At 68.0% G+C, this 14,685-nt stretch carries 13 protein-coding genes and 2 pseudogenes; 4 read left to right on the forward strand and 11 right to left on the reverse strand.

Translation table 11 applies throughout. The features are described 5' to 3' along the window. Positions 1-312 precede the first annotated feature (312 nt). From ACH4SI_RS16950 to ACH4SI_RS16985, 8 genes and pseudogenes are all read right to left on the reverse strand, one after another. Positions 313-543: an acyl carrier protein gene (locus tag ACH4SI_RS16950; protein WP_398296489.1), complete on the reverse strand. Its 231-nt coding sequence runs from the start codon at positions 541-543 to the stop codon at positions 313-315. A 31-nt stretch (positions 544-574) separates the two neighbouring features. Then, entirely contained in the window at positions 575-1,597 is a 1,023-nt protein-coding gene (locus ACH4SI_RS16955; RefSeq protein WP_398296490.1) for a beta-ketoacyl-ACP synthase III, read from the reverse strand. Between the two features lie 438 nt (positions 1,598-2,035). Continuing rightward, the gene (gene prcB / locus ACH4SI_RS16960) at positions 2,036-2,944 is read right to left on the reverse strand and encodes a proteasome subunit beta (RefSeq protein ID WP_398296491.1); all 909 of its coding nucleotides are present in this window, start codon (positions 2,942-2,944) and stop codon (positions 2,036-2,038) included. A gap of 4 nt (positions 2,945-2,948) precedes the next feature. Next, positions 2,949-3,728, reverse strand: a complete 780-nt coding sequence (locus ACH4SI_RS16965) for a thioesterase II family protein (protein WP_398296492.1) — start codon at positions 3,726-3,728, stop codon at positions 2,949-2,951. Positions 3,729-3,755: 27 nt separating this feature from the next. Further along, positions 3,756-4,376, reverse strand: coding sequence for a LuxR C-terminal-related transcriptional regulator (locus ACH4SI_RS16970; protein WP_398296493.1), 621 nt, complete (start codon positions 4,374-4,376; stop codon positions 3,756-3,758). Between the two features lie 453 nt (positions 4,377-4,829). Then, positions 4,830-5,558 (reverse strand): annotated as a pseudogene (locus ACH4SI_RS16975) (integrase core domain-containing protein); the annotation flags it as partial. Between the two features lie 249 nt (positions 5,559-5,807). Then, complete coding sequence (locus ACH4SI_RS16980; protein WP_398296494.1) at positions 5,808-6,362, reverse strand: maleylpyruvate isomerase family mycothiol-dependent enzyme; 555 nt, start codon at positions 6,360-6,362, stop codon at positions 5,808-5,810. 490 nt (positions 6,363-6,852) lie between these two features. Further along, positions 6,853-7,044: pseudogene (locus ACH4SI_RS16985) on the reverse strand (ATP-binding cassette domain-containing protein); the annotation flags it as partial. Positions 7,045-7,251: 207 nt separating this feature from the next. On the opposite strand from ACH4SI_RS16985, the gene ACH4SI_RS16990 reads away from it, so the two are divergent. The 3 genes from ACH4SI_RS16990 to ACH4SI_RS17000 are packed head-to-tail and all read left to right on the forward strand — an operon-like array spanning position 7,252 to position 10,672. Continuing rightward, positions 7,252-8,253 carry an ornithine cyclodeaminase family protein gene (locus tag ACH4SI_RS16990; protein ID WP_398296495.1) on the forward strand — a complete coding sequence of 334 codons (1,002 nt, stop codon included), beginning with the start codon at positions 7,252-7,254 and terminating at the stop codon, positions 8,251-8,253. Then, a complete protein-coding gene (gene hutH / locus ACH4SI_RS16995; protein WP_398296496.1) occupies positions 8,250-9,776 on the forward strand; it encodes a histidine ammonia-lyase in 1,527 nt (508 codons plus the stop codon). The genes ACH4SI_RS16990 and hutH overlap by 4 nt, the downstream gene beginning before the upstream one ends. Beyond that, positions 9,773-10,672: an amidohydrolase family protein gene (locus ACH4SI_RS17000; protein ID WP_398296497.1), complete on the forward strand. Its 900-nt coding sequence runs from the start codon at positions 9,773-9,775 to the stop codon at positions 10,670-10,672. The genes hutH and ACH4SI_RS17000 overlap by 4 nt, the downstream gene beginning before the upstream one ends. Here ACH4SI_RS17000 and ACH4SI_RS17005 read toward each other — a convergent pair. From ACH4SI_RS17005 to ACH4SI_RS17015, 3 genes are all read right to left on the reverse strand, one after another. After that, positions 10,570-11,283 (reverse strand): 3-hydroxyacyl-CoA dehydrogenase family protein, encoded by a 714-nt coding sequence (locus ACH4SI_RS17005; RefSeq protein ID WP_398296498.1) that lies wholly within the window; start codon positions 11,281-11,283, stop codon positions 10,570-10,572. The two genes, ACH4SI_RS17000 and ACH4SI_RS17005, sit on opposite strands and share 103 nt — an antisense overlap. Continuing rightward, complete coding sequence (locus tag ACH4SI_RS17010) at positions 11,280-11,504, reverse strand: hypothetical protein (protein ID WP_398296499.1); 225 nt, start codon at positions 11,502-11,504, stop codon at positions 11,280-11,282. The genes ACH4SI_RS17005 and ACH4SI_RS17010 overlap by 4 nt, the downstream gene beginning before the upstream one ends. A gap of 64 nt (positions 11,505-11,568) precedes the next feature. Continuing rightward, entirely contained in the window at positions 11,569-13,686 is a 2,118-nt protein-coding gene (locus ACH4SI_RS17015) for a hypothetical protein (protein WP_398296500.1), read from the reverse strand. Positions 13,687-14,379: 693 nt separating this feature from the next. Here ACH4SI_RS17015 and ACH4SI_RS17020 point away from each other — a divergent pair. After that, complete coding sequence (locus tag ACH4SI_RS17020; protein ID WP_398296501.1) at positions 14,380-14,502, forward strand: hypothetical protein; 123 nt, start codon at positions 14,380-14,382, stop codon at positions 14,500-14,502. The last annotated feature ends 183 nt before the right edge of the window (positions 14,503-14,685 follow it).

A 14,685-nucleotide genomic window follows, 5' to 3' on the forward strand; every position in this document is an offset into this window, starting at 1 on the left:
CCCCGGCGCAACGGCGCCACCCCCGCGCCGCCTTCCGGCGCATCGACGACTCCGGTATCGGCGCTCAGGTCCGTCCGGTCGGCAGGCTGCCGCGCAGAGGCCTTCGGCAGCGCCCGGCAGCGGGTGAGTGCCCCCGTCTTTCCGGTGAACGTGCCGCGGGATCACGCGAGCGGCGGCCGGAGCCGATCACCCTGAGTCCCACCCTCGTCGTGGCGGACGGCGCCCGCGCCGCGACCGGCGCCGGGCATCGGGCTGCCCGGCGCCGCTTCGCGATCCGCCCGTGCGAGGGGGCGTCCTCCGTCCGCGCCGACGTCAGGCCGCCGCGTTCCTTTCCTCCATCAGCTTCGCCATGTCGCCGATCGTGGGGGCGGCCAGCAACTCGTCGTCAGTGATCGTGATCGTGAAATCCTTCTCCAGGATGATGGAGAGTTCGACGATGGACAGCGAATCCAGTTCGGCCTCCTCGATGGTGGCCTCCGGGGTGATCTTCTCCGAGGCCGCCTTGAGTTTGCCGACCAGTACTTCTTTGAGCGTCTCGAACACGGGACGGTCCCAATCCTCTGTGTAGGGGGTGTCAGGCAGTGGGCAGCTTGGGCCAAGTGAGCGTGGCCGCGCCCCAGGCGAGTCCGCCGCCGAACGCGGTGAGCAGGGTCCGGTGCCCTTCGGCAAGACTGCTGTCCTCAGCGGCCTGGGCGAGCAGCAGCGGGATGGAGGCGGCGCCGGTGTTACCGACCCGGGAAATGTTCGACAACCGGTGCCCGGCCGGTATGGCCAGCTCGTCCGCGACGGCCTCGAGGATCCGGGCGTTGGCCTGGTGGGCGGCGAACCGGTCGACGTCTTCCAGACACCAGCCGGCGGACTCGACGGCGTGCCGGGATGCCGCCGACATCCGCTCCACGGCCTGCCGGAACGTGTCACGTCCCTCCATCTGGAAGAACTCTTCGCCCGGGCCGCAGGACCGACTCCGGGAACGCTGGCGTGAACCACCGGCCGGCACCTGGATGAGGTGTGCGAACCTGCCGTCGCTGCCGAGTACCACGGGACCCACCGCACCGGGCTCGTCGGCCCGGCCCGCACGCAGCACCACGGCGCCCGCCCCATCCGCGAAGATCACCGCTGTGGAACGGTCCTTCGGGTCGACGATGGTAGTGAAGGCGTCCGCCCCGATCAGCAGAACCTGCCGCGCAGTCCCTGAGGCGATCAGCCCCGCCGCTGTCGCCAGACCGTAGAGGAAACCGGCGCAGACCGCCGAAATGTCGAAAGCCGGCACTCCCACGAGGCCGAGACGGGCCGCCACGTCCGGCGCGGTGGCCGGGCAGGGCCGGTCGGGAGTGGTCGTGGCGAGCACGACTGCTCCTATCTCCTGATCGTCCGCGGATCCCAGCGCCCTCCGGCCCGCCTCGAACGCGAGATCCGATGTGGCCATACCGGGGGAGATCACGTGCCGGGTTCTGATACCGGTACGGGTGCGGATCCACTCGTCCGACGTGTCGAGGCGGGCGCACAGATCGTCATTGGTGACAACGTCCGGAGGCACCCATCCGCCGACACCCGCCACCACCACCGCCCGTTCCCTCTCCTCGTACCTCGTCGGCATGTACGAACCTCCCTGGTCAAGTGGCCATGCCCGCCCGGGCGTCGGCAGAATTCCACGCAACGAAAATTACTGATGAGATCCCATTCGAACTGGATCTCGTCGATGCCCACCAGGAATCCCAGTGAGCCTCACCAACGAAACAATCACCGACCTACTGCCGCTCATTTCCTACTCCATGCAAGGAAATTCCCCGTCATCTTAATCACCCATGACCCTACTCGGAGATTTCCGAGAATTTCGTGTCCACCTATGTACACTCCAAGCGTTTAGGGCGAGACAGGAAGGGAACCGAGGTGTATCTCGCATGGCGAGTCGTTACGGGAGGGGTGAGATCCCCGCCGCCGGACATGAACGGGAACACCCGGACGCGGAAATGCCGGAGGGGCGGGCCCGAATCGGGCCCGCCCCTCCGGGACGGTGTGGCAGGAGGCTGCCGGTTCACAGGGCGACAGTGGGTCCTTCCGGCTGGCGTGACCGCTGCTCGACCACCAGACGACTCAGTTCCTCGGTATTCGCCTCGTCCATCCGCTCGTAGCCTTCCTCGGTGATCGACGCGACGATCGGGAATATCCGCCGGGAGATGTCCGGGCCGCCGGTCGCCGTGTCGTCGTCCGCCGCGTCGTACAGCGCCTGGAGCGCGGCCAGCGCGGCTTCCCGGCGCGAGAGCCCTGGCCGGTAGAGTTTCTTCAACGCTCCCCGGGCATAGGGAGAACCGGACCCCACGCTGTGGAAGTCCTGCATCTCGTACGGTCCGCCGGTCACGTCGTAGCTGAAGATCCGACCCTGCTTGCCCTCCGGGGCGAGTAGGTCGTACCCGGCGAGCATGGGTACCACGGTGAGACCCTGCATGGCCTGGCCGAGGTTGTTCCGGATCATGGTGGCCAGCCGGTTGGCCTTGCCGTCCAGGGTCATCGTCGTACCCTCGACCTTTTCGAAGTGGGCCAGCTCGACCTGGTAGAGCTTCACCATGTCCAGCGCGAGACCTACGGTTCCTGCGAATGCCACCGCCGTGTGTTCGTCCGCGGGATACACCTTTTCCAGATCACGCTGAGCGATGAGATTTCCCATCGTCGCGCGCCGGTCACCGGCCATCATCACACCGTCCGCATAGGTGAGGGCCAGCACGGTGGTACCGTGGGGAATCTGATCCTCTGTCAGCCCTGGGGCTCCGGCGGCACGCTTCCCGCGACCGGGCATCAGGTCCGGGTCGTACCTCTCTATGAACTCCATGAACGACGACGTTCCGGTGGTGAACAGCCAGGGCGTCAGCGGCTGCCCGCCGGTAGTCCCAGTCACTCGGTGTCCCCTTTCTGTGTGGGCCGAAGGTGTTCGGAACCTACCAAACATCCGATCACCGGAAACCCTCCGCGGCTAGCCTGTCGGTCAGTTCCCGAAGCCGGACCGCCGGTTCCGGCCTGTCGAAGAGATAGAAATGGCCACCGGGGAATCCCTCGTGGTCCGGCTGCTGAGCACACGACTCGGACCAGGCCAGCCGGTCCGCCTCGGCCAGGGTGAAGTCGTCCAGCCCGTACCAGACCAGGTACGGCACCCTGGATGGTGGACCGGGCGGCAGGATGTAGGTATCGGCCAGGTGCAGATCGTGCCCGAGCTGGCTGACGGCGGCTTCCGCGAACTCCGGGTCCTCCAGGAACTCCGGGGCGGTGCCGCCGAACGTACGCAGATCCTCCATGACGCTGGAGGCGGACCGCACAAGGAATGGAGCGGCGGGCATCGAAGCCTCCCCGGCGGCCACCACCGGCCCCTTGGACGCGGAGACCACAAGCGTCTTGACCAGCGCCGCCCGGTCGGGCGGAAGCGCCGCGACAAGATTGTGCGCGAACAGGGCGCCGAGGCTGTGCCCGATCACCACGGTTGGCCGGTCGACAAGGCGGAGAAAGTCCGGAAGGAACCGCTCATACGCCGAATGAAAATCGGCGGCTGGCGCACTTTCCGACTCACCGAACCGCCCTCCGAGCTCAAAGAGGAATCCACCACAGCCGTCCGGAAGCTCCTTCAGTACCGGCAGAAACGAGGAGGCCGATCCCCCGGCGTGATGGAAAGCGATCAATCGGACCGGAGCGTCGGATCCCGGAAGACTGTGGTATGTCACAGGCGTGGGCACGGAATGCATCACCTTTCGAGTCGGAGGAATGTAGTGTCAGGTGACCGGCGGCCACGTTCCGACCTTGAGCAGGCCCACCGCATAAGCCCTGGAGACCAACTCGGTCCGGTTGTCGGCCTGGAATTGCCTCATTAACTCGCCAAGATGGTACGAGATACCGTTCTTGCTCATGTGGAGCTGGGATGCCAGTTTGGCGGTGGAGAGGCCGCGCGCCACACCCTCTAGGATCCTGCGGCCCATCTCGCTCACAGTGGCCTTTTTGCTCTTATCGCTCGCGCTCACCGTCAAGCTACCGTCCGGCTGCCATAAAGCGATCAGACCAGGGCCTCCCTCGAATCCGCTCACGGCCACACCCACCAGGGTTCCAACGACGAACCCCCCGTTCCCCCGAGCCATGGCGACTTCCTCGGAGAATCGGATCCGCCGACCCTCCAGAACTTCAGCCATCAAATAACCCAAATGCTCCTTCGCTCCCGGATGAATGAAACCGGAGAGATGCTCCCCGATGACTTTCTCTCCCGCTCCCGAGAAGTAATGAAGGAAACTGGGGCTCGCCCACAGAATTCCCCCCTCTGCGTCGATCACGGCCATGCTGATTCCGGATTGCATGAGCAGCGCCCTATGGAATGTTTCCACGTCGTTGACGGCTATAGGCACAACTACTCCTTCGATCGAGTATGCCCAGAAACGGCGACGAGTGAACAGTAAGCGAGCACTTGAAGAGCAAAGCATGAGTAGCGCCGACACCCGCTAGATTGCGCCAAAGCAGCGAGCGGCCCAAGGGTATATGCCAATCCGCAAGTACCTGCTATACGCAACTTATCGTGGGATCCCTGCGCCGCGCCGCGCATCACGGACGATCCCAGGAAATCACAATACTTTCCAGGGGCCTGATGTCAGCGTCGAATATATGCACGATATAGTCGGAGGTTGGGGCGTTTTTGTGGGTAAGTGCCTTTTGTATTCATGACTTATGCGTAACCGTGAATTCCCGGCCGCAGAACGCGTGCCCCGACCCGGGTGAGCCCCCCGGGGAAGCGGAACTGTCGTTGCGACCCACTGCCCGACACGGCGACCCCCGCCTGTGGTGGCAAGGTGGACTGTCGACGGACCGAGGCGATCGCGTCGACGTATGGCGAGGCGGGCTATCGTGTCCGGTTCGTCGATCGGTGGAGGCAAGGGGGCAGTGGTCTGGCGTTGGCGATGCCCTGGTGTGGCCGGTGTCGGTTGTAGAACTGCTCGAACTCGCGCAGGGCGTGCAGAAGGTGTCGCTGGTTCCAGATCAACGTCCGGTCCAGGAGCTCGCGGCGACAGGTCTGTATCCAGCGCTCCGTGATCGAGTTCATCCTTGGCATCTGGATGCCGCTGAGGACGACGTTGATCCCCGCGTCCTTGAGGACGTCACCGAAGAGGGTGGGGAACTTCCTGTCGCTCGCCGTGCGGACGCCTGTACCCCCAGGGCGGGTTCTCCTTCGCCAGCCGCAGCACCAGGACGCGGATCGAGTGCACCGTGCGCGGCCGTCCCGGACGCTTGGGCCGGCAGGAGGCGGCTTGGCGGCGTGCGACGAGGGTGCGGTGCCAACGCAGCACCGTGTCGGGGCGTACGAGCAGCCGTAATCTTCGCAGGAGGTGAAGTGGCAGCCGGTGCAGCAGCGCCGCCAGGAACGCCCGATCGCTGGGCGTGAACCTCATCTTGCCCTTGCCGAGTTGACGTTCCAACACGGTGACCTGGTGGCGCAGCGCGAGGATCTCCGCGCACTTGTCCCGGTCGGCCATCGGCAGCAGGCGAAGCATCGCGAACGCGTTCGTCACGCCGGGGTAAGCCAGTCGCAGCAGCACGGTCGATCATCTTGCCGCGGTGAGCGCCAGCCTCGCGAGAGCGCCTGTTTCGGCGACTTCGCCGGTCGACCTCCGGTACACCGCGCACACCCCCTCCCACCAGGGCGGACGACATTTACGGCAAGCGCAATCCTCCATGAGTACCGAAATGCGGCGTGACCTGCACGGATGAGGTTTCCGGCAAGGCACCCCGGTGGAAGTCCGGCTGATACCAGGTGTTGCGCTGTGTTCGGACGTGTGCGGTCGCAGTTACTTCGTGGCGAACCAGGACATGCGGTCGGTGGCCTGGCTTCGCATGGGTTCGGGCAACTCCAGCGGCTTGAAGGTGACAGGCCAGTCGGCCGGCCGGTAGCCCGCGTTCAGGTCGACGTGATGCAGTTCGAGCTCGACGAGCTTGCGTAGGACAACCTGGCTGGCCGGGAACGGCTCAAGGTGCAGGATGGTGACACGGGTCGTCCACGCGTCATCGGGTGTTGTGACGGCGGCGGCCCGGAATGCCGCCGCCGTCCGTTCAATGTCGGCTACTTGCTCGGCGAGCGGTCGGCTCGCACCGTTCTCGATCGACCTGTCGCGGGCTTCTTGACTCGCGTAGGCGGGGATGTCGGTCCCGGTGCCGACTGCCTCCAACAGGTTTCGGTGAGCCTCAGCGGCGCGGGCGATGTGGGTGAGGACGTGGCCGCGGGACCAGCCGGACAGCAACGACGGTTCACTGACCTGTTTGTCGGTCAGGCCGTCGGCCGCCGCAATCAGTTTGGCCGTCGCCTCATCGATTTGGGTGAGTAGGTCCTTCAGCCAGGATTCCATGTCACAAAAGTACCAAGGCATGTTCCATACGGCGTTCGAGATCACATGCGTTGCTGACGGTGCTGGGCCCGGACCTGGCGCAGGTGGAGTACCGGCTGAGTGAGCACTGCGGATGCGACGCGGAGCACGAGGACCTCTCCGCCGAGCTCGCGGCGCGCGAGGACGCGAGGACGCGAAAGTCGAGTGCGGCCTCGGGGAGGCTGTGGGTGCCAAATATTACATCCGCCCTGGTCAGATGCCGGATGCTGGTAGCGGTCTCATAGATTCGAAACCTGGGTAGTTGCGTTGTTCGGTGGGGCGCGATGCACCGCGTCGAAGATGCTCCATGTGCCACTTGACCGCTTCCGCGTACGGCGTCGTACAGACCTTGATGGCGGCTGCTGCGGGCGTCGATGCGGGGGACTCCAGCTTCTTTGGTGCGTTTGCGGAATCGGTCCAGGACGGTCTGGGGCCGGAGCGGTTGTCCGTCGGGTCGGCAGAAGAACCAGACCCTGCCGCGCAGGCTCACCGTCCCCGCCGTCGGCTCCACCATGCGGTTGATCATGCGCAGGGTCGTGGTCTTGCCGCAGCCGGAAGGACCGACCAGCACCGTGATGCCGCCCTCGGCCAGTTCCAGGGACAATTCGTCCACGGCTGTGGTCACGTTTGAATAATTCTTGCTCACCGCGTCGAATCTGATCAAGGCTACCCCTTACCCGACTGCATATATTCGTGCAGAGTTATGGGTGACTGAATGAGCAGTCAATGCGTGTTTGTAAACTGCGCGTTACGTTCATGCGAAATCAGGCCAGGGGTGCCCGGAATAGTCACCTTGTACGCATCCGCAATGGTCACCTTGTACGCATGATGTGCCGTGCAAAACTCCAGCTCAGACATAGGGAGACACCCCGTGGAACCGGTCTGGTTCACCTTCCTGAACGGCTCGGACATCGAGCAGCTCGAATTGACCGACATCGAGATACTCGACGCCGTCGAGGAAGGGCTGCGCGCCCAGGGCCTCGGCGAGACGGTCATCGAGCCGCGCGTCCACCTCGTGCCCGATCCCGCCTTCAAAGGTCATTTCAACGTCCTGCGCGGCTATATCGCCCCGCTCGCGCTGGCCGGAGTCAAGATCGTGGGCGACTACGTCGAGAACTACAAGCAGGGTCTGCCCTCGGAGATGGCGCTGCTCAACCTTTTCAACCCCCGCAGCGGCATGCCCGTGGCCGTGTTGGACGCCACCGCCATCACCGAGATGCGTACCGGCGCCCTCACCGCGCTCGGCGCACGTCACCTGGCCCGCCGGGACGCCAAGGTGCTCGGTCACATCGGCGCCCGCGCCACCTCGTACTGGAACGTCCGGCTGCTCGACCGGATCTTCGACCTCGACGAGATACGCGTCCACTCGCGCCGCCCCGAGAGTCGGGAGGCCTTCGCCGAGCGGCTGGAGCGGGAGCTCGGCAAGCCCGTCATCGTCACCGAGGACTGGAAGAGCTGCGTGGAGGGCGCGGACATCGTGGTGGAGGCGTCCCGCCTGGAAAGTCCGCAGCCGCTGCTGAAGACCGAGTGGATCGCCCCCGGTTCGCTGGTCGTGCCCTACGGGGTGCACAGCGCCGTCGAGTTCGATCTCACGGACATCATGGACAAGATCGTGATGGACGACTGGGGCCAGGCACACGCCGGGCCGTTCGGCGCGCTGCGCCGGCACGTGGACTCCGGCAAGCTCAACAAGGACAACCTGCACGGGGAGTTGGGCGAGATCGTCGTCGGCAAGAAGCCCGGCCGGGAGAGCGCTCAGGAGACGAACCTGTTCTGGCACCGCGGCCTCTCCCTCTCCGACATCGCGCTGGGCGCGGCCATGCTCAGGAAGGCCGAAGAGCGCGGTCTCGGTCAGAAACTGCGGTTCTCATGACAGAGGTCGTCGTCGACGGGAAAACGTTGTCCTACGACGATGTCGTCGCCGTCGCCCGTCACAGCGCACAAGTCGCCCTGGCGGACGAGGTGTTGCCCCGACTGGAGCGCGAACGGGCCGTGGTGGACGACGTCGTCGACCACCAGGTGCCGACCTACGGCCTGACGACGGGGCTGGGCACCCGCTCATCGTACGCACTGCCCCGCGACGAACTCGAGCTGTTCAGCGTCCGTACGGTCCGGGGGCGGGCCAACGCGGTCGGCGATCCGCTGCCCGCCTCCGTCGTCCGCGCCGCCCTCCTCGCCCGCGTCAACGGAATCGCGGGCGGTGGCAGCGGCGTGCGGCCGGAGATCCCGCGGCTGCTCATCGACATGCTCAACTCGCGGCTGCATCCGGTGATCCCCGAGGTGGGCTCGATCGGCGCCTCCGATCTGTGTCAGATGGCCCATGTCGGTCTGGTGGTCATCGGTGAGGGCAGCGCCGAGTTGGGCGGCGAGGTGGTCGACGGCGCCACGGCACTGCGCCGGGCCGGTCTCACCCCGGCCGAACTCGGCCCCAAGGACGGGCATGTGCTGTGCAGCGCAAGCCCGTTGGCGGCCGGGCAGGGTGCGCTCGCCCTGCACGAGGCGGCCGCCGTCCTCACCCTGGCCCAGGCGGTCACGGCACTGACCTACGAAGGCTTCCGGGCGAACACCAGCCCCCTCGACGCCCGGGTGCTGGGCCTGCGTCCCGCTCCCGGTCAGTCCCGCGCGGCGGGCGAGCTGCTCGCCCTGCTGGACGGCGGTGAGCTGGGCGATCCCCGGCACGCACGGCGGGTCCAAGACCCCGTCAGCCTGCGCTGCGCGGCTCAGGTGCACGGGGCTCTGCACGCGACGCTGGACTTCGCCGACGACGCGCTCGCCCCGGAGCTCAACGGTTCCGGGGACAATCCGGTGATTCTGGCCGGCACCGACGAGATCCTTTCGTCCGGCAACTTCCACACCCCGGCCCTGGCCCTCGCCTTCGACACCCTCGCCCTGGCCCTGACACAGATCGCGTCGATCTCCGCCGAGCGCATGCGGCGGCTGCTCGACCCTTCGGTCAGCGGACTGCCCGCGAACCTGTCGCCATACGGTCCGGAGCGCTCGGGCTTCGCACCGCTGGTCAAGACGGCGCAGGCGCTCGTCGCCGAGATCCGCATGCTGTCCGCACCCGTGTCCACCGACTCCCGCCACGGCGCGGATGCCGTCGAGGACGACTCGACCAACGCGGCCCTCGGCGCACGGCGGCTGACGCCGATGCTCACCCACCTGCGCCAACTGCTCGCCGTGGAGGCCGTGGTCGCCGCGCAGGCGGTGGATCTGGCGGCGCCCTCTGCCCTGGGACGAGGACCGGAGGTCCTGCACCGCGCGATCCGGAAGGTCGTGCCCCGCCTGGACGACGACCGGCCGCACGGGGTGGATGTGGAGACGGTGAACCGCGACATCCTGGGGTCCGATGACGTGCGGAGGACACTGCGCGCCTTGGTGGAAGGATCGTCATGACCAACGTCGACGTACACCAGCATCTGTGGACCCCGTCCCTGGTGGCGGCCCTGCGGTCCCGCCGGCAACCGCCGTACCTGGACGGCTGGACCCTGTTCCTGCACGGTGAGCCGCCCTACGACGTCCCACCCGCCGACCACGACATCGCCCGCCGTACGGAACTCGCCGCCTCCGACGGTCTCGGTCGGGCGCTCGTCTCGCTGTCCGCCCCGATCGGCGTGGAATGGCTGCCCCCGGCCCAGGCGCGGCCTCTGCTCGACGCCTACCACGACGGAGTGGCCGAACTCCCCGAGCCGTTCGGCGCCTGGGCCGCCACCTGTGTACGGGACGTCGACGCGGACGCGACGGTCAAGGACCTCGACCGGGGCTTCGTCGGCCTGCAGCTCCCGGCGAACGCCCTGGCCGACGCGGCCGGTTACGCACGCTGCGCCCCGCTGCTGGATCTCCTCGAAGAGCGCGACCTCCCGCTGTTCGTCCACCCGGGCCCTGCGCCGGGAGGTTCCGACGGGCCCGGCTGGTGGTCGGCCATGGTGCCCTACGTCCAGCAGATGCACGCCGCCTGGTTCGCCTTCCGGGCCTTCGGCCGGCCGCGCCATCCGCGCCTGCGGGTGTGCTTTGCGCTGCTGGCCGGGCTTGCCCCGTTGCACGGGGAGCGCTTCGCCGCCCGGGGCGGAGGGCAGGAGGAGGCGGACCCGGGCGTCTTCGTCGAGACGTCCTCGTACGGTCCGCGCGCCGTCGACGCGATCGTCCGCGCCCTCGGTGTGGACGCCGTCGTTCAGGGCTCGGACCGGCCCTACGCGGAGCCGCCACGGCATCCCGGCTTCGGTCTGGGCGGAGCCGCGGCGTACGCCTTCCGCGTCGCCAATCCGCGCCGGCTGCTCACCGGGAAGGATTGACCGGGCCCGCAACCGTGCCCAGGTCGAGTCCCGTCTCCCGGGCCTTCCGGGCGGCCTCGTCGTCGCGCGGCGACCTTGCTTGCGGCTCCGGGCGGGTAGTCGCCCAGGAGGCCCCGGCCGCCCTTCATGCCGGTGGCTCCACCACGGCGGGCCTCCCGCAGCAGGGCCGGAACCTTGGTCGAGCGGGAGAGCCGGGGGAACAACTGCTCGGCGACGGCTTCGTGGACATCGAGTCCCGCCGCGTCCATGGACGCGAACGGGCCGATGGCGGCCCAACGCGCCCCGAGGCCGGAGACGACGGCACGGTCGACGTCCGCCACGTCACAGACACCCTCCTCCACCAGCGCGTAGGCCTCACGCAGCAACGCGTACTGCAGCCGGTTGGCCACGAAACCCGCGTGGTCACGGCGGAGCGTGATGGGCTGTTTGCCGATCGCCCGGGAGAGCGTGGCAAGCCGCTCCAGGGTGTCCTGTGCCGTGAGCGGTCCGCCCGTCACCTCCACGAGCGGCACGAGTTCGGCCGGGTTGAACCAGTGCCAGTCGACGAAGAGTTCGGGACGTGCCAGCGACCGGACAATGGTCTCCCGGCTTGATCGGCTCGGTGGCCTCATTCACGAATACAAGCAGGCCGCATAGGTGACACGGTTGTCGGCACCCACAGGTTCGAGACGACGATGGGGATGACCTCCAGGCTTACCAGGGCCTCCGCGTCGTCGTCCTCGTCCACCAGTGCCACCTCGGCCGCACCCGCCACGTCGGGGTCCTCGGTCAGCCAGCGGTAGAGGTCGTGTACGCCGGGGCAGCCCTCGGCGGTCGTGACTCGGACGCTCAACCGCACGGCACCTACCCCGATGTGATCCTGTGATGGGCGCCGATCGTAGCGCCCTTGCCGGGGTCTACTGAGGAGTTGGCGCTGTGCTCGATGGGCCCGCCGTGGAAGCGGCGGACACCGTGCCGTACACGCTCAGCGTCATGGACAGCCTGCCCCAGTCGTCGCGCATGATGACGTGTGCCTGGTACTGGGTACCCGGCTCAGCCGACTGAGGGGGATGGAAGCGGACGGTGTACCGGCAGGGGGCTGAGACCCGGATCGCCTGACCGGGATGGGCCGTCTTGGGGCAGGAGGTGGGAGTCACACCGAATGCGACGTGGCCGGGATCCGCCTTGTCGACGGTCAGGGTCCGCTCGTCGTCGCACTGCATGAACTCCTCCCATGCGTAGTCGTCTGTGGCTTCGCCGCCTGCGGGCGCGCCCAAGGTGATAGTGCCCTCTAAATCGAGCTGACATCTGACGGGGCCCTGGCCGGGGTCCGTGGGCGGCGATGAGGTGATCCGGGTGGGCGACGGGGGTGTCGTGGCCTTGGTCGGGGGGCGGGGGGACGTACGGCTCGGCGACGGGGTCCGGGTGGGGGTCCGGGGCGCGGTGGAGATCGGGACCGGGGGCCGGGTGCCGGTCGCGGCCAGGGAGGTGACCTGCCCGCTGGGGGTCGGCCTCGCCCGCGGCTGACTGTCGCCCGCGGTGGCGAGCCCGGCGAAGACCCCGCCGACCACCAAGGCGGCTACCGCCGCGGTGATCGCCGCCGGATTGGAGGCGGCAGCGGCGAACCCCGTCTTCCCGGCCGCCGCGCCGCCGTGGCCCGCGGTGCCCGCTATATGGCCGATCACTGCCCCGGCGGCCAGCGCCCCGCCGGCCGTCGCCAGAGCCACCATGCCCAGCGCCCGCTTGCGCACCTCCTCCTCCTGGCGGAAGTACGCCTCGTCCGCGGCCGAGCCCAGTGCGCGGGCCGCGGCCGCGCCCAGGTCGAGGACCTGGTGCCAGGCGCCCCAGCGCAGGGAGCGGGCCAGGGCGGGGGCCGTCGTACGGGCCAGGGCGCAGACGGCCGCATGGTCGCGGGCGCGTGCCGCAGCCGCGAGGACGTGGCAGACGACGGGGGCTTCGGCGGCGATGTCATGACGGGTGGCCGTTGTCGCGGCCGCCCAGGCTGTCAGGGCGGGCGCCAGTTTCGCCGCGTCCCGGGCCGGGCCGGTGCGCTCGGCGACCAGGTGGGCGACGCGGCCGGTGGTGCGGTAGCCCGTGCCGGAGGAGCCGATGAGGGCCAGCGAGGTCAGCTCCGTGATCGCGGCCTTGTCCACGCCGCCCGCCAGGATCGGCAGCAGCTTCGCGGACAGCGGCAGCGGGGACAGCGCGTCCAGCAGACGCAGGAGTACGGACGCGGCGTCGCTGAGCCCGTTCGCGAGCCCCGTCACCCGCGCGTCCTCGTCCACCTCGAAGGTCGTGTCCGCCGCCGCCTGCACCAGCGTCAGCGGATGGCCCCGGACCGCCGTGACCAGCCGTCTGGCCGCCTCGTACTCCTCGTCGCGCAGTGGCCGCCGTAACTCTTCCCCGAACAGCGCGAGCGCGGGCTCCTCCTGGAGGCCCTCAAGGCGAAGCGCCCGCCCCTCGTCCCAGGTGTGGCGCTCGGCGGTGGCCAACAGCACATCGCATCCGGGCGCGGCGTCCATCAGCTCGGCCAGCTCGGCGGTCGAGCCCTGGAAGTCGTCGATGACGAGCAGCGCCCGCACCGAGCCCATCAGGCGGCGCACCCTGGCCGGCTCCGGCTTGTAGTCCTCCGCCTCGTAGCAGGCGTGGAAGAGCTCCTGGACGAGGTCCTCGGCCGGCACACCCGCCGCCGGGAGATACACCACGTCTCGGCCGCTCGTCGCGGCGTCCGCGGCGTAACGGCGCAGTAGTACGGACTTCCCGGTCCCGGGTGGGCCGTAGACCTGCACTGGGTAGCCCTGCCCCAGCCACCGCTCCAGTGCGGCCAGCTCACGATCACGCCCCAGTAGCCGGGGCGCGCGGTCGGGCAGTGCGCGGCCCGCGGGACGGGTGCGCCGCCGCGTGGGCGGCGGGCCCTCGCTCCGTACGCTGACGGACGAGCCCAGCGCGGCGTTGATGACGACGTTATGGTCGCCGACGACGACTTGGCTGCCCTCGACATCACCGTGGACATGGATGCCGTGCGTACCGGCCATGGGGCTGCCCTCCCCCGTAGCGCCCACCCAGGGAGGAAGTTATAGCAGCCAAATGGGCTGTCCAGATCTTAATGCTCGTTATTGCCCGAAGTTGTCCGACGGGTTTCATTCACCCGAAGGGTGTGATCGTGGATCTGCGACTGCTCTACCTGATCTTCTGCCGACTACTGACCTGCCTCCTCTTGTTGAGCCGATCGACCGTCGCGAACAACGCCGAGATCCTCGTGCTTCGCCATGAGGTCGCGGTGCTTCGCCGACAGGTCGAGCGGCCGCGGTTCTCGTGGGCTGATCGTGCCGTGCTCTCCGCTCTCGCCCGGCACCTGCCACCTGTCTTACGCTGCCATCGGGTGGTCACACCGGGCACATTGCTGACGTGGCACCGTCGTCTGGTGCGCTGGAAATGGCACCAAACTCCAACCGTGCCCGGTCGGCCACCGCTTGCGGAGGAGATTGCGGCGTTCATCCAGCGCTTGGCGCGAGAGAACCCCACCTGGGGATACATGAGAATCCAAGGTGAGCTTCGACGGCTCGACTATCGGGTTGCCGCCGCCACGATCCGGCGCGTTCTGCGCCGCTCCGGTCTACCGCCCGCACCGCAGCGAGCCTCCCGGCAGACCTGGCGCTCCTTCCTCCGTGCCCAGGCCCACACGCTTCTGGCCTGCGCGGGTCACCCAACTTGCCCGAAACCTGCTCATGAACCTCGACGACAGAGCGGGGCGCTTCCGGTTCCTCATCCGCGACCGGGACAGCAAGTTCACCGCCCCTTTCGACGCCGTCTTCGTCGGCAACGGCACACCGACTCCTCATCACGGGTGAACGGCACCTGCGGACGGTCCTCGACGAAGACGTGCGCGGGGAACGTGCCGTCCCGTTCGGCCGCGGCGAGGCGACCGCGTCTGCACCTCGTGGAGGAGGTCGGAGGTACTCCGGGAGCGCGTGCGGCACAGCTTGATGATGGCGCGCTCGATGGGGTGGCGGCCCGGGTCGTCGGGCGGTTCG

The organism is Streptomyces sp. NPDC021212 (genome assembly GCF_044332925.1).
Taxonomy (GTDB): domain Bacteria; phylum Actinomycetota; class Actinomycetes; order Streptomycetales; family Streptomycetaceae; genus Streptomyces.

What these genes read in the sequence shown, in the direction of transcription:
- ACH4SI_RS16955 (WP_398296490.1), bottom strand. Translation starts at nt 1,597, where the DNA reads ATGCCGACGAGGTACGAGGAGAGGGAACGGGCGGTGGTGGTGGCGGGT.
- prcB (WP_398296491.1), bottom strand. Translation starts at nt 2,944, where the DNA reads ATGTTTGGTAGGTTCCGAACACCTTCGGCCCACACAGAAAGGGGACAC.
- ACH4SI_RS16965 (WP_398296492.1), bottom strand. Translation starts at nt 3,728, where the DNA reads ATGCATTCCGTGCCCACGCCTGTGACATACCACAGTCTTCCGGGATCC.
- ACH4SI_RS16980 (WP_398296494.1), bottom strand. Translation starts at nt 6,362, where the DNA reads ATGGAATCCTGGCTGAAGGACCTACTCACCCAAATCGATGAGGCGACG.
- hutH (WP_398296496.1), top strand. Translation starts at nt 8,250, where the DNA reads ATGACAGAGGTCGTCGTCGACGGGAAAACGTTGTCCTACGACGATGTC.
- ACH4SI_RS17000 (WP_398296497.1), top strand. Translation starts at nt 9,773, where the DNA reads ATGACCAACGTCGACGTACACCAGCATCTGTGGACCCCGTCCCTGGTG.
- ACH4SI_RS17005 (WP_398296498.1), bottom strand. Translation starts at nt 11,283, where the DNA reads ATGAGGCCACCGAGCCGATCAAGCCGGGAGACCATTGTCCGGTCGCTG.
- ACH4SI_RS17015 (WP_398296500.1), bottom strand. Translation starts at nt 13,686, where the DNA reads ATGGCCGGTACGCACGGCATCCATGTCCACGGTGATGTCGAGGGCAGC.
- ACH4SI_RS17020 (WP_398296501.1), top strand. Translation starts at nt 14,380, where the DNA reads ATGAACCTCGACGACAGAGCGGGGCGCTTCCGGTTCCTCATCCGCGAC.